Source organism: Streptomyces sp. NPDC037100, from assembly GCF_055606225.1.
On the sequence record NZ_JBVJSX010000004.1, the window covers coordinates 95,422 to 114,982 of the forward strand.

Genomic DNA, 19,561 nt, shown 5'->3' on the forward strand with positions numbered 1-19,561 from the left:
ACGGAACCGGCGTCCCGCATAACGGTCCGATATCGCTCGCTGGCATTTTCGACCGTGACTACGAGTTATGTGACTTGAGTCACTAAAGAAATGGCAAAGACCGTGGTAGAACTGCGCAACTCCGCAGGTGGAACCGCTCAACCCCACAGCGCGGAGCGGTCGGCATGCACCGGCAACACCACCAGGGTGATCACGATCCGCATCCGCGGAGCGCCCGCCCAGTGTCGCCGATCGGACAACGGCGTTCGTTCAGAGACCGCACATCAACCGGCGGCACTTCCCCCGTGTCCCGGGCTCGCACCATCGAGGTAGCCACTGTGTCACTCGACTCCGTCACCCAAAACGTCGACGAAGCCGTCAGCGATTTCTTCGAACCCATAGCCAAGTGGCTCGGGGACATCGTCTTCTACTCGGTTCCCGTCGGCGGAACCGAACTCCCCCTCATCGTCGCCTGGCTCGTCGTCGCCGGTCTGGTCTTCACCGGCTGGTTCGGGCTCGTGCAGGTCCGCAAGTTCAGACTCGCGCTCGACGTGGTGCGCGGGAAGTACGACGAGAAGGGGTCGACGGGCGAGGTCAACCACTTCCAGGCCCTGACCGCCGCCGTCTCCGGCACGGTCGGCCTCGGAAACATCGCCGGTGTGGCCGTCGCCGTCTCCATCGGCGGCCCCGGCGCCACGTTCTGGATGATCCTGTGCGGCCTGCTCGGTATGGCCACCAAGTTCGTCGAGGTCACCCTCGGCGTGAAGTACCGCGAGGTGCACGCCGACGGCACCGTCTCCGGCGGCCCGATGCACTACCTGCCCAAGGGCCTCAAGGACCGCTTCGGCAGCGGCGGCGCCAAGCTCGGCAAGGTGCTCGCCGTCCTCGCCTCGATCATGATCCTCTTCTTCGGCCTGTTCGGCGGCAACCTCTTCCAGACCAACCAGAGCTACGCGCAGATCTCCTCGACCTTCGGCGGCGAGGACGGCTTCCTGGCCTCCTCCGCCGGTGCCGTCCTCTTCGGCCTGGTCGTCTCCGCGCTGGTCGGCCTGGTGCTGCTCGGCGGCATCCGCTCCATCGCCTCGGTCACCAGCCGGCTGGTGCCCGCGATGGCCGCCATCTACATCGTGGCCTGCCTGATCGTCATCCTGGGCAACGTCACCGCCGTGCCGGACGCCTTCCAGACCATCCTGCAGGGCGCCTTCGAGGCCGAAGGCGTCGCCGGCGGTGTGCTCGGTGCCCTGATCATCGGCTTCCAGCGCGCCGCGTTCTCCAACGAGGCCGGTCTGGGCTCCGCCCCGATCGCCCACTCCGCGGTCAAGACCAACCACCCCGCGAGCGAGGGTCTGGTCGCCCTGCTGGAGCCGTTCATCGACACGGTCGTCATCTGCACCATGACCGCGCTGACCATCGTCATCGCCAACCCGGCCAGCTGGGGCGAGGCCCGCGCCGGCGAGAGCATCGGCGGCGTCACCATCACCTCCGACGCCTTCGCGACCGTACTGCCCTGGTTCCCGGCCGTGCTCACCGTCGCGGTGCTGCTCTTCGCCTTCTCCACGATCCTGACCTGGGGCTACTACGGCCTCAAGGCCTGGTCGTACCTGTTCGGCAAGAGCAAGGCCAGCGAGACCGTCTTCAAGGTCGTCTGGAGCCTGTTCGTGATCCTGGGCGCCCTGATGTCCCTCGACTCGCTGATCAGCCTCGCCGACTCCGCGCTCTTCCTGCTGTCGGTCTTCAACATCATCGGCCTCTACCTGCTCGCCCCGGTCGTCAAGCGCGAGCTTGCCTCCTTCCTGGAGTTCGTCCGCGCCCGCAAGGCCGGCGAGATCAGCGACGGCGACGAAGACCAGGAGTCGGTGAAGACCACCGTCTGACCGCCCCCCGGCGGCCCGGCTCCTGTACGGGCCCGTACCCACCTCGCGCCTTGGTGGGTACGGGCCCGTACGTCTGCCGCTACGACTGACGGCCTGCGAACAGCCGCCTACGACCGACTGCCGAGCTCCGCCCTGTCGCGTCGCCGGTCCAGGTAGCCGATGGCCGGGGTCGCCATGACGCCGTGCAGCACCACCGAGACCACCACGGTGAGGGCCACGACGGCCCACAGTTCCCGCTCCAAGCCGCCGAAGGAGTCCTGCCCCAGCGCGTAGGCCAGGTAGAACAGCGAGCCGATGCCCCGGATCCCGAACAGGGCGACCACGGCACGCTCCTTCCGCCCCATGGCGGTCCGTACCTGCGCCACCCATCCGGTCAGCGGCCGTACGACCAGCAGCACCAGCACGCCCAGCAGCGCGCCCATCAGCGTCAGGGCTGACAAGGCGCCGGCCACCAGGTAGCCGCCGAGCAGGAACAGCAGCACGGCCGTGAGCAACCGCTCGATCTGCTCGGTGAACTCGTGCAGCACCTTGTGATAGCCGTGACTGCGCTCGGCGGCCCGGATGACGCAGGCCGTCACGAACACGGACAGGAAGCCGTAGCCGTGGAGCACCTCGGCGATGCCGTACGACACGAAGGTGGCTCCCAGCGCCACGAAGCCCTCCATGTGCTCGGACAGCCGCAGCACCGACGTACGCACCCGGAAGAACATCCACCCGAGCAGCCAGCCGACGCCGCCCCCGACGGCCAGCCCGACAGCGCACTTGCCCAGCAGGTCGGTCAGCGCCCACGAACCGATCCAGTCCGCCGACCACCCCGTGCCGGCCGCCGCGGCGAGGGCGAGGGCGGCGTAGACGAACGGAAAGGCGAGTCCGTCGTTCAGCCCCGCCTCGCTGGTCAGGGAGAACCGCACCTCGTCCTCGTCGCGCTCGGTACCGAGCGGCTCGCCCACGCGCACCTCACCGGCCAGCACGGGATCCGTGGGCGCGAGCACGGCGCCCAGTAGCAGGGCGGCAGCGGGCGGCCAGTCGAGCAGCCCCCACGCCAGCAGGGCGATGACCGCCACCGTCAGCGGCATCGTGATGCCCAGCAACCGCCACGTCCCGGACCACCGGCGCCATCCGAAGGGCCGGTCGATGGCGAGCCCCGCGCCCATCAGAGACACGATCACACACACCTCGGTGGTGTGCTCGACCCACAGCCGATCATGTACAGGGTCCACGGCCGGCACGCCCACCGGCAGGAGCTCGATGAGAACTCCCGCGGCGAGGAAAACCATGGGCAGGGACAACGGCCGCTTGGATACCACCCGGGGCAGCACGGCCGCAGCCAGAGCCCCCAAGCCCAGACAGACGTAGACCACGTCCGAAAGCGTCACCGCAGCCCTCCTGCCCGACACGCTTCTCTCAGGTCACGTGTGTACCCCGTTACCCCCGACGCCTCGCCCGAGCGCGTCACCCAGCTCGCTGCCTGCTCGTTTGCGGCGGACAAGGTGGGGGTGGGCCGATGGACCCGCTCCGGTTAGGGTGTGCAGAACGCGTCAATGAGACGCGGGGTGTGCCGGGAAGTCTGGTCGGCGTCCGTAGGGCCGTGTGCCCGTTTCGCCGCCCCCGGAGGTTCGCCGCCTTGACCGCCACCCCGCCCCGCAACTCGTTCCTCGGTCTTCTCCCCTGGCCCGAACGACAGGCAGTGGCCCGGGCCCTGCGCACCGAGACGGTGGGCGGCCTCGTCCTGCTGGCCGCGGCGGTGGTGGCTCTGGTGTGGGCGAACACCCCGATCAGCGGCGCTTACACCACCATCCGCGACTTCCACTTCGGGATACCCGCACTGGGCCTGGACCTCTCGGTCGGCCACTGGACGTCCGACGGGCTGCTGACGGTCTTCTTCCTGGTCGCCGGGATCGAGCTGAAGCGTGAGCTGGTCGTCGGCTCGCTGCGCACCCCGGCTACGGCCGCGTTGCCGGTCATCGCCGCCGTGTGCGGCATGGCCGTCCCCGCCGCCTTCTACGCCTCCACGATCGCGGCCGGCGGCGGCAGCATGGACGGCTGGGCGGTGCCGATGGCCACCGACATCGCCTTCGCCCTGGCGGTCCTGGCGGTCATCTCCACCCACCTGCCGACCGCCCTGCGAGCCTTCCTTCTGACCCTCGCGGTCGTCGACGACCTCGGCGCGATCCTGATCATCGCCCTCTTCTTCACCTCGGACCTGAACTACTGGGCGCTGGCGGGCGCGTTCGCCGGGCTCGTCGTCTTCTACGTCCTGCAGCGGCGACGAGTGCGGGGCTGGTGGTGGTACGTGCCGCTCGGAGTGGTCATCTGGGCGCTGCTGTACAACGGCGGCATCCACGCCACCGTCGCGGGAGTCGCCATGGGCCTGATCCTGCGCACGGTCCGCGACGAGGACGAGACCGAGTCGCCCTCGGAACGCACCGGACATCTCCTGCACCCGCTCTCCGCCGGCCTGTGCGTGCCGCTGTTCGCGCTGTTCGCAGCCGGGGTCAGTGTCTCCGGCGACGCACTGGGCAAGGTCTTCACCACCCCCGAACCCCTCGGCGTGATCCTCGGCCTGGTCGCGGGCAAGATCCTCGGCATCTTCGCCGGCACCTACCTCGCCGCCCGCTTCACCCGGGCCCGGCTCAACCCGGATTTGGCCTGGGCCGACGTCCTCGCCCTGGCGACGCTGGCCGGCATCGGCTTCACGGTCGCCCTGCTCATCGGCGAGCTGGCCTTCCCCGGCACGGCCGTCGGCGAGCACGTCAAGGCCGCCGTCCTGATCGCCTCGCTCACCGCCGCCCTGCTGGCCACCGGCCTCCTGCGCCGCAGGAACGCCGTGTACCGGCGCCTGTACGAGGAGGAGAACCTCGACGAGGACGCCGACGGCATCCCCGACGTCTACCAGCGCACGGGGGCCGGCGGCACATGACCTGACCGGCGCCGTGCCGTCACCCTGGGGTGGGCTCAGCCATCGCCGGACGTCTGCCCCCGGCGCGGTGTCTGGGGAGACTTCGCGGCCTCCGCCTCGGCCTTGGCATCGCTCACCGCGGCGGCGGCCTGCTTCCCGGCCTCGTCGGCCGCCGCGGCAGCGTCGAGCGAAACCGACCAGCCTGCGTCGAGTGCTGGGGTCCCGCCTTCGGCCGACGCGTGGTCGGCGCCGGCGCCGGCTGCCTCCTGCGGTGGCGCCGTCGACTGGTCGCCGAACGCGGTGGTGACGGTCCGGATCGCCTCGGTCAGCTCCCCCGGGATCACCCAGAACGTGTTGTTGTCGCTGTTCGCCAGGTGCGGCAGCGTCTCCAGATACTTGTAGGCCAGGATCTTCGCGTCGGCGTTGTTGCGATGGACGGCCTGGAAGACGAGCTCCACCGCCTTCGCCTCACCGTCCGCCCGAAGGATCATGGCCTGCTGCGTGCCCTGCGCCTCCAGGATGTCCTTCTGCTTCGTGCCCTCCGCGGTGAGGATCTTGGCCTGCCGCTCCCCTTCGGCGTGCAGGATGGCCGCGCGCTTGTCCCGCTCGGCCCGCATCTGCTTCTCCATCGCCTCCTTGATGGTGTGCGGTGGATCGATGGCCTTGATCTCGACCCGGTTGACCCGGATGCCCCACTTGCCGGTGGCGTCGTCGAGGACGGCGCGCAGCCGGGAGTTGATCTCCTCACGCGAGGTGAGCGTCTCCTCCAGATCCATGCTGCCGATGACGTTCCGGAGCGTGGTCACAGTCAGCTGGTCGATCGCCTGGAGGTAGTCGGCGACCTCGTACGCCGCCGACCGCGGGTCGGTGATCTGGTAGTAGAGCACGGTGTCGATGTTCACGACGAGGTTGTCCTCGGTGATCACCGGCCTGGGGTCGGACGAATAGACCTGCTCGCGCACGTCGAGTTTGGTGTTGATCCGGTCGGCCACCGGCACGACCAGGTTCAGGCCCGGTTGCAGCGTCCGGCGGTAGCGGCCGAACCGCTCGATGTTGTAGCGGCGCGCCTGCGGCACGATCCGCACACTGGAGGCCACGAGGAAGACGACGACGATGGCCGCCACCAGGGCGAGAACGACAACTGGTTCCACAGTGTGCCTCCGTAGCTGTGCGTTCAGCCGTTCACGGAAGGAGCTCGCGGGGGTAGACGATGGCCGTGGCGCCTTCGATCTCCATGACGTCCACCAGCGCTCCCACCGGAATCACGAGGCTCTCGTCGAGCGCGCGGGCGGACCACTCCTCGCCGGAGAGCTTGATCAGGCCGCGGGTCGCGGTGACCTCCTGCATGACCTCGGCCCGCTTGCCGATCAGCGCGTCGCTGCCGTCACGGGCGAGGGGTTGCTGTGTCATCTGCCGCAACGCGACAGGACGGACGACGAGCAGGCCCGCGGCCGCCGCTATTCCAAGAGCCACGAACTGGCCCAGTACGCCGATGCCCACACCGGCGACGACGGCGGCGACCAACGCGGCACCCGCCAGGAGCCCGAAGACCAGGGTCAGAGTGAAGAACTCCGCGACACCCAGTGCTGCGGCGGCGAGCAGCCACGCGAACCACGCCATCGAATCGCCCTCCTTTTTGGGGCTTTCTCCACCAAGCTACCGCCGGAAACTCCGGACAGACACGGGGTAACAGTGATTCTTGATCGTTGAACCACTTCCTACGGGGAACAAGAGCAGTCACCAGCGGCGCGAATCCGCTCGCGCGGGGCCACAGCCCAGCGGTACGACCGGTATCCCCCGGCGGGACAGGGGGGCTAACCCCAGTGCGGCCGAGAGCAGCGCTTTCTACGGTGGACCGCATGACGGGAATGGACGCGCGGGACGCCGACCTGAAGAAGGAACTCGACGCCACCCTGCACGCCCGCAGGGAACTGGGCGAGGACTACGAGTCGGTGCTGGTCGACTCCTTCCTGGAGAAGGTCGACCAGCGGATCGACGGCGCGGTGGAGCGCCGGGTGCGCCGGCAACTCGCCGAGCAGCAGATGCAGACGGCCCGGGACTCCCTGTCGCCGAGGGCCACGGACTCCTGGGGCGAGCGGTTCGGCTTCGGGATCGTCTCCCTGGTCCTCGCGGTGCCGCTGTCCGCGATCGGCGGGGCCCTGGCCCAGCTGCCCGGCCTGCTGGTCGCCTGGGCGGGCATCGTCGGCATCAACGTCGCCCAGGCGGCCCGTACCAACCCGAACCTCTTCGGCCGCCGCCCCAAGTCCTTGCGGGACAGTGACTGGGAGGACTGAGGGCCCGGCCCCGGCCCGCTTCGGACCTGCCGCGTCCGCAGCGCGACGATCTGCCGCGGACTGCCGGCGAGGCCGGCTCGCCGGCAGTCCTCTTGCGGGACCGCGGGAGACATGACGGGGCGAGAGAGATGCGCGGGGACCGCCGCACCCCCGTGAACGGGGGGCGGGACGACGGCGGTCCCCGCGAAGGACGCGGGCCTGGTCAGGCCGGGCTTGCGCGTCCGTGGCGTCCATGGAGGTCCGGGAGCCGCTCCGGAGGTCCTTCGACGCCGCTCGGTGCCGGCCTGGACGGGGAGCCGCTCCCGCCCCTGCCGACACCCACCAATGTGCAGGACCCGTGTTAAGCGGGTGCTGCGCGGACGTGACACCCGCGTACCGGTTCCGCGAAGTCGGAGGAGATCACGGACGCCGCAAATCCGCCCGGTTCACCGGCAGTTCACCGGAGGTTGGCCGTCACTTCCCCGTGCGCGCCAGGAAGGACAGCAGGTCCTGCCGGCTGACCACACCGGTCGGCTTGCCCTCGACGAGGACGATCGCCGCGTCCGCCTTGCCCAGCACGGCCATCAGGTCCGCGACCGGCTCGCCGGAGCCGACCTGGGGCAGCGGGCCGGACATGTGCTTCTCCAGCGGGTCCTCCAGCGAGGCGCTCTTGCTGAACAGCGCGTCCAGCAGCTCGCGTTCCACGACCGAGCCGACGACCTCGGCCGCCATCACGTCGGGGTGGCCGGCGCCCGGCTTGACGACCGGCATCTGCGAGACGCCGTACTCGCGCAGCACCTCGATGGCCTGACCGACCGTCTCCTCCGGGTGCATGTGGACCAGGGAGGGCATGCGGTCGCCCTCCTTGTCGTTCAGGACGTCGCCGACCCGGGCGCTCGGGCCCGTGTCCTCCAGGAAGCCGTAGTCGGCCATCCACTCGTCGTTGAAGATCTTGCTGAGGTAGCCGCGGCCGCTGTCCGGCAGCAGGACCACCACGACGTCGTCCGGGCCGAGCCGCTCGGCGACCTCCAGAGCGGCGACGACCGCCATGCCGCAGGAGCCGCCCACCAGGAGGCCCTCCTCCTTGGCCAGGCGGCGGGTCATCTGGAAGGAGTCCTTGTCGGAGACGGCGACGATCTCGTCCGCGACGGTCCGGTCGTAGGCGGTCGGCCAGAAGTCCTCACCGACGCCCTCGACGAGGTAGGGCCGGCCGGAGCCGCCGGAGTAGACGGAGCCCTCGGGGTCGGCGCCGACGACCTTCACCGAGCCGTCGCTGATCTCCTTGAGGTAGCGGCCGGTCCCGGAGATGGTGCCGCCGGTGCCCACGCCCGCCACGAAATGGGTGATCTTCCCCTCCGTCTGCTCCCACAGCTCGGGGCCGGTCGAGTGGTAGTGGGAGAGCGGGTTGTTGGGGTTGGAGTACTGGTCCGGCTTCCAGGCCCCGGGCGTCTCACGGACCAGCCGGTCCGAGACGTTGTAGTAGGAGTCCGGGTGCTCGGGGTCGACGGCCGTCGGGCAGACGACGACCTCGGCACCGTAGGCGCGCAGCACGTTGATCTTGTCGGTGCTCACCTTGTCGGGGCACACGAAGATGCACTTGTACCCCTTCTGCTGGGCGACGATGGCGAGCCCGACCCCGGTGTTGCCGCTGGTCGGCTCGACGATCGTGCCGCCGGGCTTGAGCGCGCCGCTCTCCTCCGCCGCCTCGATCATGCGCAGGGCGATGCGGTCCTTCACCGAACCGCCGGGGTTGAAGTACTCCACCTTGGCCAGGACGGTAGCCCTGATGCCCTTGGTCACGCTGTTGAGCTTCACCAGCGGGGTGTTGCCGACGAGGCTGATCATCGAGTCGTGGAAATGCACCGTTGTCTCCGGATGCCGCAAAAGAAGTGGTCCTAGTGGTGCCGCCAGCCTATGGCCTGCCGGTGGTCCGTGACGGTCGTTCACTCCTCGTTGAGATTGGGCGACGGGCTGTACGGGGCAAGCACTGGGTGTACGGGTTCGAGGAGGTGGCAGCGACGCATGACGAGCATGTCGAGGGCGAGGGTGGCCCGGCGGATCGCGGCCGGCGCGGCGTACGGCGGCGGCGGGGTCGGTCTGGCCGGGGCGGCCGCACTGGGGCTGGTGCTGGCCGAGGTGCAGCTGGCGCGGCGCCGGGTGGGCAACGGCACGTCCCCTCATGTGCCGCACGCGGACGGGCTGTACGGCCGTACGTACGCCGGTCCGGCCGGGGCGCCGCTGAGGCTGACGATGCTGGGTGACTCCACGGCCGCCGGCCAGGGCGTGCACCGGGGCGGGCAGACGCCGGGGGCGCTGCTGGCGTCGGGGCTGTCCGCGCTGGCGGAGCGCCCTGTGGAGCTGCGCACGGTGGCGTCCCCGGGGGCCTGTTCGGACGACCTGGACCGTCAGGTGTCCCTGGTGCTGGCCGATCCCGCTCCGGTGCCCGACATCTGCGTGATCATGGTCGGGGCGAACGACGTCACCCACCGCATGCCGGCGACCCGCTCGGTGCGCTGTCTGGCCTCGGCGGTGCGGCGGCTGCGCACGGCCGGTGCGGAGGTCGTGGTCGGCACCTGTCCGGACCTCGGCACGATCGAGCCGGTCCGGCAGCCCCTGCGCTGGCTGGCCCGGCGGGCCTCCCGCCAGCTGGCGGCGGCCCAGACGATCGGAGTCGTCGAACAGGGCGGCCGCACCGTGTCGCTGGGCGACCTGCTGGGCCCGGAGTTCGCGGAGAACCCGCGTGAGCTGTTCGGCCCGGACAGCTACCACCCCTCCGCGGAGGGCTACGCGACGGCGGCGATGGCGGTCCTGCCGACCGTCTGCGCGTCCCTGGGCCTGTGGCCCGCCGAGGAGGAGCGCCCGGACGCCTCCCGCCGCGAGGGCTTCCTGCCGGTGGCACGGGCGGCGGCGGAGGCCGCTTCGGAGGCGGGCACGGAGGTCGCGGCGGCGATGCCGAGCGGGCCGCGCGGCCCGTGGGCCCTGCTGAAGCGCCGGCGGCGCCGGCGGGTACCCGAGCAGGAACCGGCCCCTGCGAGCCCTTCGAACTGAGGAGCGGAAGAAACGCACCGGGGAGCAGAAAGGAAGAGCAGCAAAGCAAGCGCTTGGAAACTGCGGTCAGGGTCACACCGTGACACCCGTGACCCAGGCCATACGTACGGGTAACTTCCCAGTCAGCCCTGCCAGACCACCCGGTACGTCAATGGAGCCGTGATGCCCGAAGCCGTGATCGTCTCAGCCGCCCGCTCCCCCATCGGCCGCGCCTTCAAGGGCTCCCTGAAGGACGTGCGACCGGACGACCTGACCGCCACGATCATCCAGGCCGCACTGGCCAAGGTCCCCGAGCTTGACCCGAGGGACATCGACGACCTGATGCTCGGCTGCGGCCTGCCCGGCGGCGAGCAGGGCCACAACCTCGGCCGCGTCGTCGCCGTGCAGATGGGCATGGACCACCTGCCGGGCTGCACCATCACCCGGTACTGCTCCTCCTCCCTGCAGACCTCCCGGATGGCCCTGCACGCCATCAAGGCCGGTGAGGGCGACGTCTTCATCTCGGCCGGCGTCGAGACGGTCTCCCGTTACGCCAAGGGCAACTCCGACAGCCTTCCGGACACGCACAACCCCCTCTTCGCCGACGCCGAGGCCCGCACCGCCGCGGTCGCCGAGTCCGAGGGCTCGACCTGGCACGACCCGCGCGAGGACGGCCTGCTGCCCGACCCGTACATCGCGATGGGCCAGACCGCCGAGAACCTGGCCCGCACCAAGGGCGTCACCCGCCAGGACATGGACGAGTTCGGCGTCCGCTCGCAGAACCTCGCCGAGGAAGCCATCAAGAACGGCTTCTGGGAGCGCGAGATCACCCCGGTCACCCTCCCCGACGGCACGGTCGTCTCCAAGGACGACGGTCCCCGCGCCGGCGTCACCCTGGAGGGTGTGCAGGGCCTCAAGCCGGTCTTCCGCCCCGACGGCATGGTCACGGCCGCCAACTGCTGTCCGCTGAACGACGGCGCCGCGGCCCTCGTGATCATGTCCGACACCAAGGCCCGCGAGCTCGGCCTCACCCCGCTCGCCCGCATCGTCTCGACCGGCGTCTCCGGCCTCTCGCCCGAGATCATGGGCCTCGGCCCCGTGGAGGCCAGCAACCAGGCGCTGCGCCGCGCCGGGCTGGGCATCGACGACATCGACCTGGTCGAGATCAACGAGGCGTTCGCCGCCCAGGTGATCCCCTCCTACCGCGACCTGGGCATCCCGCTGGAGAAGCTGAACGTCAACGGCGGCGCGATCGCCGTCGGCCACCCCTTCGGCATGACCGGCGCCCGCATCACGACCACGCTGATCAACTCCCTCCAGTTCCACGACAAGCAGTTCGGACTGGAGACGATGTGCGTCGGCGGCGGCCAGGGCATGGCCATGGTCATCGAGCGCCTCAGCTGAGCGGCAGGCCGTAGCCGCTATAGCACCCGCTGTGAGCCTTGGGCCCAGAACCCTGGAAACACCAGGGTTCTGGGCTGTTTTGTGATCCAATCTCCCCCAGGATGTGACCTATCTCCCTCTGACAGGGGAGAAGCGCAGGTCACAGCAGCCCCACCCCCTCCCCCGACACCGAAGCCCTGTCCGTTTCGTGACGTTACGCACTGACAGCTGGTTAGTCCGCCCTTCAAGCTGATGTAGGAAGTCGGGGGTCGACTTTGAACCGGGAGTACGTCAGTGAGCGCCATGCCGATCGCGTTGCTGGTCACCACGGCCGCCACGGGCGCCGTGGGCGTCGCCGTCCTGCGCACCGTCCTGCAGCTGCGCCGACAGGTCGCGGCCCTGCACACGGCGCTGGCCGAGAGCCGCGCCGCCACCACCCGTGCGCTGCTGCCCGCCGCTCGTACCACTGCCGACGCCGATGAGATACGTGCCGCCGTGGCGGCGGCACTCGCCGAGGAGCGGGAGCGGGAGCTCGCCGAGGCGCGGGCGTTCTGGGCCGCCCAGGAGGCCCGTGACGCCTCCGACGCACCTCCGATGCTGGGCCTGCCCGAGCACGATCTGTTTCTGCCCCGCCAGGCCGATTTCGCGGGTCTGGAGCCGGTGTCCGAGCCCGGCGCGGACACCGAGGAGCCGGTCGGCGAGTCCCCGGAGCTGGCCGCGGCCCGCCGTCGCCACCCCTCCCACCCCGACTTCGTGCCAGCCCAGTCGCCGGTCGTGAACGACCACGAGCGCACCGTCGCCACCCTGGAGGAGCTGGCCTCCTCCCGCGTCGAGCTGACGGACGTGCGGCCCGGGCCGCTGGGCACGCTGGACGTCTACGTCTTCGCCGACGGCACGACCCTGTGCATGACCCCGGGCCACCGGGAGACGGCGGAGCACCTCGCCGCGGCCCTCCGCGCGGGCGCCACCCCGGTCCTCCTGGGCGGCTCCGGCATCTCGGGCGCCTACACCCTGACGTTCGCGTGCGGCGAGGAGAACGTCTACATCCTGGCCGACCGAGTGATCGCGTCCCTTTAGGGGCGCGGGGAACTGCGCGAACAAGCACAACGCGCCCGCACCCGCGAGCGGCGCTAGACCCCCGCCCGCTTCTGCGCCTCCTCCACCAACCGCACCGCCTCGTCGACATCGGCGGCCGCAGGAATCACCACCGCCAGATCATGCCCGGCCACGGTGATCTGATCTGCTGCCGCAAACATCCCCGCATCCGGCATCTCCCGAGGCTCCAGGCCCTCGAGGACCTGCGCCCTCCGGGCCAACTCCCGGGCCAGCTCCAGAGCCTCAGTGGCAGCGCCCCGCTGCAACCGGCTCTGGGGCGCAGCCCTCAATCGATCGGCGAAGTGCTCCACCGCACGGGTCAGAGGCGTCGTATCAACCACGCCGCGAGCGTACGCGCCGCACCGGGACTGTTGCCAACGGGCGAACACTCAGGCACGGTGACCTGAAGGACCGGCTTACATCCCAGCGTCCGGAGGCGCCGATGTCCCAAGTCTTCTCCGAAGAGACCCATCGCAACATGCTCGCCCGCATCCCGCACTGCACCGGTCGTCAGATCTCCGACTGGTTGCGCACCGTCGACGAAGGCCCGGCGCTCTTCCGCTTCGAGGAAAAGGTCAGCTGGCTCCGGCACGAACACAACCTCGCGTACGGCCACGCCAAGGCGATCGTCCACGAGTACGACCTGAGGAGGGCCGCGCGCAAACTCCTCTGAGACGCGCACCCTCCCCCGACGACGAAGGGCCCCGGCCGAAGCCGGGGCCCTTCGCGCTACGACCGTCGAGGACTAGTCGCTGCTGTTGAGGATCGAGAGGAGCCTCAGGAACTCCATGTAGATCCACACCAGGGTCAGCGTGAGGCCGAAGGCCGCGAGCCAGGCCTCCTCGCGCGGGGCGCCGTAGGCGACGCCGTCCTCGACCTGCTTGAAGTCCAGGGCGAGGAAGCAGGCACCGAGGATGATGCCGATGACGCCGAAGACGACGCCGAGGGCACCGCTGCGGAAGCCGAGGCCGTCACCGCCGCCGAACACCGCGAACAGCAGGTTCACGGTCATCAGCAGGATGAAGCCGAGCGCGGCCGCCATCACGAAGCCGTAGAAGCGGCGGTTGACGCGGATCCAGCCGGCCTTGTACGCGATCAGCACACCGGCGAAGACCGCCATGGTGCCGATCACGGCCTGCATGGCCGCACCGTCGGCGATGTGGGTGTCGACGATGTTGGACACGACGCCGAGGAAGACACCCTCGAACGCGGCGTACGTCAGGATCAGCGCGGGCGAGGCCTTGCGCTTGAAGGACTGCACGAGCGCCAGGACCATGCCGATCAGCGCGGCGCCGATACCGATGCCGTAGCTACGGCCGATGTTGGCTTCGTCGATCGGCAGCAGGGCCCAGGAGAGCGCCGCGGTGAGGATGAGCACGCCGAGCGTGCTCGCCGTGCGCAGGACGACGTCGTCGATGGTCATCCGGCCGGTGGTGGCCGGGGCCTGCGGCGGCGCGCCGTACTGCAGGTCCTGCTGCTGGGCGTAAGGGTTCTGCGCGTACGGGTTCTGCGCGTACGGGTTGCCCGTCGGCTGGGCGTACGGGTTGCCCTGGGTGGCGACAGCGGGACCCCCGGCCTGCGGCGCGGTGTTGAAGCCCGCGTAGCCGTTGTCGCGGCTGAACCCCCGTCGCGAGAAGACCGGGTTTCTGCTCCTCATTTCACTCCTCCATGGCCACCAGGCGTGGCCTTGGCTCAAGAGTAATAGGTAGGCAAAGGAATGACCCTACTGCTTGGGGAGGATCTTTCCCTCGTCGTGCTGCGCAACACGCTACGTGGCGTGGTGATTCCCCTCACCGGAGGGGTCGTCCGCGGACTCACCCGAAGGGGAAGCCCGTGTAACCCTCCGCCAGGTCCGTCTCGGCGGCGCGGGAGGAGGCGATGCGCTCCAGCCGGGCGAGCTGGAGCCGGTCCTCGAAGGGCGTCGCGCCGGGTGCGCGGTGCAGCAGGGTCGTCATGTCGTAGGAGAACCGCTCGGCCTGCCAGACACGGCGCAGGCAGGTCGCGGAGTAGGCGTCGAGCAGCTCCGCCGATCCGGTCTCCTGCCGGTGGATCAGGGCCCGGGCGAAGGTCACGACGTCACCGACGGCGAGGTTCAGGCCCTTGGCCCCGGTCGGGGGGACGATGTGCGCCGCGTCACCGGCGAGGAAGAGGCGGCCGTGGCGCATGGGCTCGTGGACGTAGGAGCGCATGGGAGTGACCGACTTCTGGGTGATCGGGCCGCGCTCCAGGCGCCAGTCGTCGGCGGTCTCGAACCGGCGCTCCAGTTCGTCCCAGATCTCCTCGTCGCTCCACGTCCCGGCGTCGGTGCCGTCGGGCACCTGGAGGTAGAGGCGGGAGACGGCCGGGGAGCGCATGGAGAGCAGGGCGAAACCGCGGTCGTGGCGGGCGTAGACGAGCTCGTCGTGCGAAGGCGGCACGTCGGCGAGGATGCCGAGCCACCCGAAGGGGTACGTCCGCTCGAAGATCCGGGTGAGTCCGGCGGGGATCGCCTTGCGGGCCACGCCCCAGAAGCCGTCGCAGCCGACGACGTAGGCGCACTCCAGGACGTCCTCGCGGTCCTCGTGCCGGAAACGGATCCGCGGGGCGTCGGTGCCGGCGTCCTCCACGGCCAGCGCCTCCGCCTCGAAGAGCAGGGGCCCGCCGTCCGCAAGCTGCAGGGCGATGAGGTCCTTGCAGACCTCGGTCTGCGCGTAGACCATCACGGACCGGCCGCCGGTGAGGGCGGGGAAGTCGACGCGGTGGCGGCTGCGGTCGAAGCGGAGCTCGATGCCGTCGTGGCGCAGTCCCTCGCGGTCCATGCGCTCCCCGGCGCCGGCCGCGCGCAGCACGTCCGCCGTGCCCTGTTCCAGGATCCCGGCGCGCTGCCGCCGTTCGACGTAGGAGCGGTCGCGGCTCTCCAGGACGACCGCGTCGATGCCGGCGTTGTGGAGCAGCCGGGCGAGGAGGAGGCCGGCGGGGCCCGCTCCGATGATGCCGACGGTGGTGCGCATCGGACGACCTCTTCTCATCCACGTTCGTCAGGTGAAATTTCCTTCACCATGTGGGTGTGAGTCTCCGACGGCATGCGGCCGCTGTCAACGGGCACACCGCGAACTCTTCAATGGACCGCACAGGGATCGGAAGGTGCCCGGAGCCGGACTCGAACCGGCACGCCCGCGAAGGGGCAGCGAGGTTTAAGCTCGCCGTGTCTGCATTCCACCATCCGGGCAGGCCGTGGGCTCCGCATCGAGGTTCCGAGACTATCCGGACGGGTCCCCCGAACTGCGGAAGCGTGGACCGATGTTGTCTTATTTTATTGACGTCTGAGGGTGCATCAGCACACGGAACAGGCCATCCGCACTTGCCAATAGCCTTGCGTGCGGCGGTCGGCCGCGTATGCGGAATGACGGAATTTCACCGTCTGAACGAGGGCACTCCACCTGTTCTCGACACCCGGAAGCATCCGTCCCGACACCGGGGCTCCTCAGGGGCGTTCGTCATCCCCAGGTATGACACCGCCCCGCGCGGTCAGACCGCAGGCGGTCCTCGGAACCGGAACAACGGGGGACTACACGGCGGTGTGGGACCCGGACGATGGAACACGTCCTTCCCCTGCACAGCCGTCCGACAGGAGTGCCATCCCGTGACCACCGCTTCCCTCACCGACCGGGCCACCGCAGCGGCCGCGCGCGCCACGGATCTGTCGAAGGTCTACGGGCAGGGTGAGACCCAGGTGGTCGCCCTGGACCGCGTCTCCGTCGACTTCCGGCAGGCGGAGTTCACCGCGATCATGGGCCCTTCCGGCTCCGGCAAGTCCACCCTGATGCACTGCGTGGCCGGCCTCGACTCCTTCTCCTCCGGGTCGGTGCGCATCGGCGACACCGAGCTCGGCTCGCTGAAGGACAAGCAGCTGACCAAGCTGCGCCGGGACAAGATCGGCTTCATCTTCCAGGCGTTCAACCTGCTGCCGACCCTCACGGCCCTGGAGAACATCACCCTTCCGATGGACATCGCGGGGCGCAAGCCGGACAAGGAGTGGCTGGACTCCGTGATCCGGATGGTCGGTCTGGCGGACCGGCTCGGCCACCGGCCGTCCCAGCTGTCCGGCGGCCAGCAGCAGCGCGTCGCCGTGGCCCGGGCGCTGGCCTCCCGGCCCGAGATCATCTTCGGGGACGAGCCCACCGGAAACCTCGACTCGCGCTCCGGCGCCGAGGTGCTGGGCTTCCTGCGCAACTCCGTGCGGGAGCTGGGGCAGACGGTGGTGATGGTGACGCACGACCCGGTGGCCGCCGCCTACGCGGACCGGGTGGTCTTCCTCGCGGACGGCCGGATCGTCGACGAGATGCACGGGCCGACGGCCGACTCCGTGCTCGACCGCATGAAGGCGTTCGACGCCAAGGGCCGCACGAGCTGACGCCCCCTCGACCCCACACCGGCCCGATCCCACTGGACTGAGAAACCCATGTTCCGTACCGCCTTGCGCAACGTGCTTGCGCACAAGGCCCGGCTGCTGATGACCGTCCTCGCCGTGATGCTCGGCGTCGCGTTCGTCTCGGGCACCCTGGTCTTCGCCGACACCCTCTCCAACGCCTTCCGCAACCAGTCGGCCAAGAGCTACGACGACGTCGCCGTCTCCGTCACCTCGTACGCCGACCCGGACAACCCGAAGGAGGAGCCGGGCCTGACCGGCAAGGCTCTCGACAGGATCTCCGCCGTGGACGGCGTCGCCGGGGTGTACGGCCGCGTCGAGGGCTTCGCCGGGGTCGCCGACCCCGACGGGAAGCTGATCGGCGTCGGCTGGTCCAACAAGGGCTCCAACTTCGCCCCCGGCAAGGACGGCAAGGACCCCGCCTACACGTTCGCCGACGGCTCCGGCCCGGTGAAGGACGACCAGATCGCCCTGGACGAGGACTCCGCGGCCAAGGGCGAGTACAAGGTCGGCGACCGGGTGCGCGTCGCGACCAACGGCCCGGTGAAGGAGTACACCCTCAGCGGGGTGTTCACCACCGAGGACGGCGCCGTGAACGCCGGCGGCAGCCTCGTCCTCTTCGACACCGCCGTCGCCCAGAAGCAGTACCTGAAGCCGGGCTACTTCGAGAGCGCCACCGTCACCGCCGCCCCCGGCGCGAACGACACGAGGATCCTGGGCGCGGTCAAGCCGCTGCTGCCGGACACCGCCGAGGCGCAGACCGGTCAGGCGCTCGCCGACGAGCAGGCCGAGCAGATCGAACAGGGCCTGGGCAACCTCAAGCAGGTCCTGCTCGGCTTCGCGGGCATCGCGCTCTTCGTCGGGATCTTCCTGATCTCCAACACCTTCACGATGCTGGTGGCCCAGCGCACCAAGGAGATCGCCCTGATGCGCGCCGTCGGCGCGTCCCGCCGGCAGATCAGCCGCTCGGTGCTCGCCGAGGCCGCGCTGGTGGGCCTGGTCGCCTCGGTCGTCGGCTTCGTCCTCGGCATCGGACTGGCCGTCGGACTGCGCTCCGGCATGGCCGCGTTCGACATGAAGATGCCCGACGGTCCGCTGGTCCTGTCCGCCACGCCGGTGCTCGCGGCGGTCGCGGTGGGCGTGCTGCTCACGATGTTCGCCGCCTGGCTGCCCGGCCGCCGGGCCGCGAAGATCCCGCCGGTGGCGGCCATGAACAGCGTCCACGCCGTGGCCACCACCAAGTCGCTGGTGCTGCGCAACTCCATCGGTGCGGTGGTCACCGCCCTGGGCGCGACGGGGATCGTGGCGGGTGCCTCGACCGGCGGCGACGACGGCCGGATGTACATCGGGGCGGGCGCGTTCCTCGCGCTGATCGGCGTGATCATCCTGATCCCGCTGCTGTCCCGGCCCGTGATCGCGCTCGTCCGTCCGCTGCTCGTCGGCCCCTTCGGGGTGGCGGGCAAGCTCGCCGGCCAGAACGCGGTCCGCAACCCGCGCCGCACCGGAGCCACCGCCTCGGCGCTGGCGATCGGGCTGACGCTGGTGACCGGCCTGTCGGTGCTCGGCGTCACGGTCGGCACGGCCATCGACAAGATGACCACCGACAACATCAAGGCCGACTACATGGTCTCGATGGCCAACGGCGGTGACCTCGACCGGTCCGCGCTGACGGCGCTGCGGAAGGCCGAGGGCGTCTCCGCCCTCTCGCCGCAGCAGGACGCCTACTTCAAGGTCGACGGCGACGACTTCGTGTCCGCCTCGGCCGTCACCCCGGGCGACATCGAGAAGGTCCTGACCGTCGACGTCGTCAGCGGCAGCGCGGACTCGCTCGCCGAGGGCCGGATCGCGGTCGCCGAGAAGACCGCGAAGAGCCGCGGCTGGAAGACCGGCGACACCGTCCCCGTCACCTTCGGCGACGACAAGAAGGCCACGCTGACGGTCGGCGCCGTCTACAAGGACAGCGAGTTCCTCTCCCCCGTCCTCATCGACCGGAAGATCGTGGACCGGCACGAGACGAAGCCGTCCATCCGGCAGATCTTCGTGAAGACCGACGGCGGCCAGACCGCGGCGAACGAGAAGGTCCTCATCGACGCCCTGGGCGACAACCCGGCGATCACCGTGATGGACAAGCAGGACATCCGCAACGAGTTCGGCGGTGCCATCAACACCCTGCTGAACGTGATGTACGGCCTGCTGGCGATGGCCCTGATCATCGCGGTGCTGGGCGTCGTCAACACCCTCGCGATGTCGGTCTTCGAACGGCAGCAGGAGATCGGCATGCTGCGGGCGATCGGTCTGGACCGGCGCCGCGTGAAGCGGATGGTGCGGCTGGAGGCCGTCGTCATCTCGGTGTTCGGCGCGGTGGTCGGCATCGGTCTGGGGGCGTTTCTCGGCTGGGCCGTCGGCGAGACCTTCGCCGACCAGATCCCGGGGTACGCGCTGGTCCTGCCCTGGGACCGGATCGGGATCTTCCTGGTGCTGGCCGGTCTGGTGGGCGTCCTGGCCGCGCTGTGGCCGGCCCGCAACGCCGCCCGGCTGAACATGCTGAACGCGATCAAGGCCGAGTGACCTCGCCGCGCAGCGGCACACCGAAGGGCCGGGTTCCCCCGCGACGGGGAGCCCG

Annotated in this window: 16 protein-coding genes and 1 tRNA gene; 9 read left to right on the forward strand and 8 right to left on the reverse strand. The window is 70.0% G+C overall.

What is annotated here, in order from left to right:
* The first annotated feature begins 317 nt into the window (after nucleotides 1-317).
* Nucleotides 318-1,853: an alanine/glycine:cation symporter family protein gene (locus ACZ7EG_RS14645; protein WP_471077343.1), complete on the forward strand. Its 1,536-nt coding sequence runs from the start codon at nucleotides 318-320 to the stop codon at nucleotides 1,851-1,853.
* A gap of 107 nt (nucleotides 1,854-1,960) precedes the next feature.
* Here the strand turns inward: ACZ7EG_RS14645 and ACZ7EG_RS14650 are convergent, their stop codons facing one another.
* On the reverse strand, nucleotides 1,961-3,229 hold the full coding sequence (locus ACZ7EG_RS14650; protein WP_471077346.1) for a cation:proton antiporter domain-containing protein: 1,269 nt from the start codon (nucleotides 3,227-3,229) through the stop codon (nucleotides 1,961-1,963).
* Nucleotides 3,230-3,477: 248 nt separating this feature from the next.
* On the opposite strand from ACZ7EG_RS14650, the gene nhaA reads away from it, so the two are divergent.
* A complete protein-coding gene (gene nhaA, locus ACZ7EG_RS14655) occupies nucleotides 3,478-4,773 on the forward strand; it encodes a Na+/H+ antiporter NhaA (protein ID WP_471077349.1) in 1,296 nt (431 codons plus the stop codon).
* 35 nt (nucleotides 4,774-4,808) lie between these two features.
* On the opposite strand, the gene ACZ7EG_RS14660 is transcribed toward nhaA, so the two are convergent.
* Nucleotides 4,809-5,903 carry an SPFH domain-containing protein gene (locus tag ACZ7EG_RS14660; protein ID WP_471077353.1) on the reverse strand — a complete coding sequence of 365 codons (1,095 nt, stop codon included), beginning with the start codon at nucleotides 5,901-5,903 and terminating at the stop codon, nucleotides 4,809-4,811.
* A gap of 31 nt (nucleotides 5,904-5,934) precedes the next feature.
* Nucleotides 5,935-6,372, reverse strand: a complete 438-nt coding sequence (locus ACZ7EG_RS14665) for an NfeD family protein (protein ID WP_471077357.1) — start codon at nucleotides 6,370-6,372, stop codon at nucleotides 5,935-5,937.
* A 248-nt stretch (nucleotides 6,373-6,620) separates the two neighbouring features.
* Between ACZ7EG_RS14665 and ACZ7EG_RS14670 the strand changes: the two genes are divergently transcribed.
* Complete coding sequence (locus ACZ7EG_RS14670; RefSeq protein WP_471078782.1) at nucleotides 6,621-7,046, forward strand: hypothetical protein; 426 nt, start codon at nucleotides 6,621-6,623, stop codon at nucleotides 7,044-7,046.
* A gap of 453 nt (nucleotides 7,047-7,499) precedes the next feature.
* Here ACZ7EG_RS14670 and ACZ7EG_RS14675 read toward each other — a convergent pair whose 3' ends face one another.
* On the reverse strand, nucleotides 7,500-8,888 hold the full coding sequence (locus tag ACZ7EG_RS14675; RefSeq protein WP_471077360.1) for a cystathionine beta-synthase: 1,389 nt from the start codon (nucleotides 8,886-8,888) through the stop codon (nucleotides 7,500-7,502).
* 159 nt (nucleotides 8,889-9,047) lie between these two features.
* Between ACZ7EG_RS14675 and ACZ7EG_RS14680 the strand changes: the two genes are divergently transcribed.
* The 3 genes from ACZ7EG_RS14680 to ACZ7EG_RS14690 all read left to right on the forward strand — a co-directional run bounded on the left by ACZ7EG_RS14680 (nucleotide 9,048) and on the right by ACZ7EG_RS14690 (nucleotide 12,512).
* A complete protein-coding gene (locus tag ACZ7EG_RS14680; RefSeq protein WP_471077363.1) occupies nucleotides 9,048-10,073 on the forward strand; it encodes an SGNH/GDSL hydrolase family protein in 1,026 nt (341 codons plus the stop codon).
* Nucleotides 10,074-10,235: 162 nt separating this feature from the next.
* Nucleotides 10,236-11,456 carry an acetyl-CoA C-acetyltransferase gene (locus tag ACZ7EG_RS14685; RefSeq protein WP_471077366.1) on the forward strand — a complete coding sequence of 407 codons (1,221 nt, stop codon included), beginning with the start codon at nucleotides 10,236-10,238 and terminating at the stop codon, nucleotides 11,454-11,456.
* Nucleotides 11,457-11,729: 273 nt separating this feature from the next.
* Nucleotides 11,730-12,512 carry a hypothetical protein gene (locus tag ACZ7EG_RS14690; protein ID WP_471077369.1) on the forward strand — a complete coding sequence of 261 codons (783 nt, stop codon included), beginning with the start codon at nucleotides 11,730-11,732 and terminating at the stop codon, nucleotides 12,510-12,512.
* Nucleotides 12,513-12,565: 53 nt separating this feature from the next.
* Here ACZ7EG_RS14690 and ACZ7EG_RS14695 read toward each other — a convergent pair whose 3' ends face one another.
* The gene (locus ACZ7EG_RS14695; protein ID WP_471077372.1) at nucleotides 12,566-12,871 is read right to left on the reverse strand and encodes a hypothetical protein; all 306 of its coding nucleotides are present in this window, start codon (nucleotides 12,869-12,871) and stop codon (nucleotides 12,566-12,568) included.
* Nucleotides 12,872-12,972: 101 nt separating this feature from the next.
* On the opposite strand from ACZ7EG_RS14695, the gene ACZ7EG_RS14700 reads away from it, so the two are divergent.
* Nucleotides 12,973-13,203, forward strand: a complete 231-nt coding sequence (locus ACZ7EG_RS14700; protein WP_003990751.1) for a DUF4287 domain-containing protein — start codon at nucleotides 12,973-12,975, stop codon at nucleotides 13,201-13,203.
* A 72-nt stretch (nucleotides 13,204-13,275) separates the two neighbouring features.
* On the opposite strand, the gene ACZ7EG_RS14705 is transcribed toward ACZ7EG_RS14700, so the two are convergent.
* From ACZ7EG_RS14705 to ACZ7EG_RS14715, 3 genes are all read right to left on the reverse strand, one after another.
* Entirely contained in the window at nucleotides 13,276-14,187 is a 912-nt protein-coding gene (locus tag ACZ7EG_RS14705) for a Bax inhibitor-1/YccA family protein (RefSeq protein WP_471077375.1), read from the reverse strand.
* Nucleotides 14,188-14,344: 157 nt separating this feature from the next.
* On the reverse strand, nucleotides 14,345-15,520 hold the full coding sequence (locus ACZ7EG_RS14710) for a 4-hydroxybenzoate 3-monooxygenase (protein ID WP_471077378.1): 1,176 nt from the start codon (nucleotides 15,518-15,520) through the stop codon (nucleotides 14,345-14,347).
* 134 nt (nucleotides 15,521-15,654) lie between these two features.
* A tRNA-Leu gene (locus ACZ7EG_RS14715) sits at nucleotides 15,655-15,738 on the reverse strand.
* 414 nt (nucleotides 15,739-16,152) lie between these two features.
* Here ACZ7EG_RS14715 and ACZ7EG_RS14720 point away from each other — a divergent pair.
* Entirely contained in the window at nucleotides 16,153-16,923 is a 771-nt protein-coding gene (locus ACZ7EG_RS14720) for an ABC transporter ATP-binding protein (RefSeq protein WP_471077381.1), read from the forward strand.
* 48 nt (nucleotides 16,924-16,971) lie between these two features.
* Entirely contained in the window at nucleotides 16,972-19,506 is a 2,535-nt protein-coding gene (locus ACZ7EG_RS14725; protein WP_471077384.1) for an ABC transporter permease, read from the forward strand.
* Nucleotides 19,507-19,561: the final 55 nt, after the last annotated feature.

Bases quoted from the DNA above. Each gene is read 5' to 3' on its own strand.
- ACZ7EG_RS14665 (WP_471077357.1), bottom strand. From the start codon at position 6,372: ATGGCGTGGTTCGCGTGGCTGCTCGCCGCCGCAGCACTGGGTGTCGCG.
- ACZ7EG_RS14700 (WP_003990751.1), top strand. From the start codon at position 12,973: ATGTCCCAAGTCTTCTCCGAAGAGACCCATCGCAACATGCTCGCCCGC.
- ACZ7EG_RS14670 (WP_471078782.1), top strand. From the start codon at position 6,621: ATGGACGCGCGGGACGCCGACCTGAAGAAGGAACTCGACGCCACCCTG.
- ACZ7EG_RS14685 (WP_471077366.1), top strand. From the start codon at position 10,236: ATGCCCGAAGCCGTGATCGTCTCAGCCGCCCGCTCCCCCATCGGCCGC.
- ACZ7EG_RS14725 (WP_471077384.1), top strand. From the start codon at position 16,972: ATGTTCCGTACCGCCTTGCGCAACGTGCTTGCGCACAAGGCCCGGCTG.
- ACZ7EG_RS14705 (WP_471077375.1), bottom strand. From the start codon at position 14,187: ATGAGGAGCAGAAACCCGGTCTTCTCGCGACGGGGGTTCAGCCGCGAC.
- ACZ7EG_RS14680 (WP_471077363.1), top strand. From the start codon at position 9,048: ATGACGAGCATGTCGAGGGCGAGGGTGGCCCGGCGGATCGCGGCCGGC.
- ACZ7EG_RS14710 (WP_471077378.1), bottom strand. From the start codon at position 15,520: ATGCGCACCACCGTCGGCATCATCGGAGCGGGCCCCGCCGGCCTCCTC.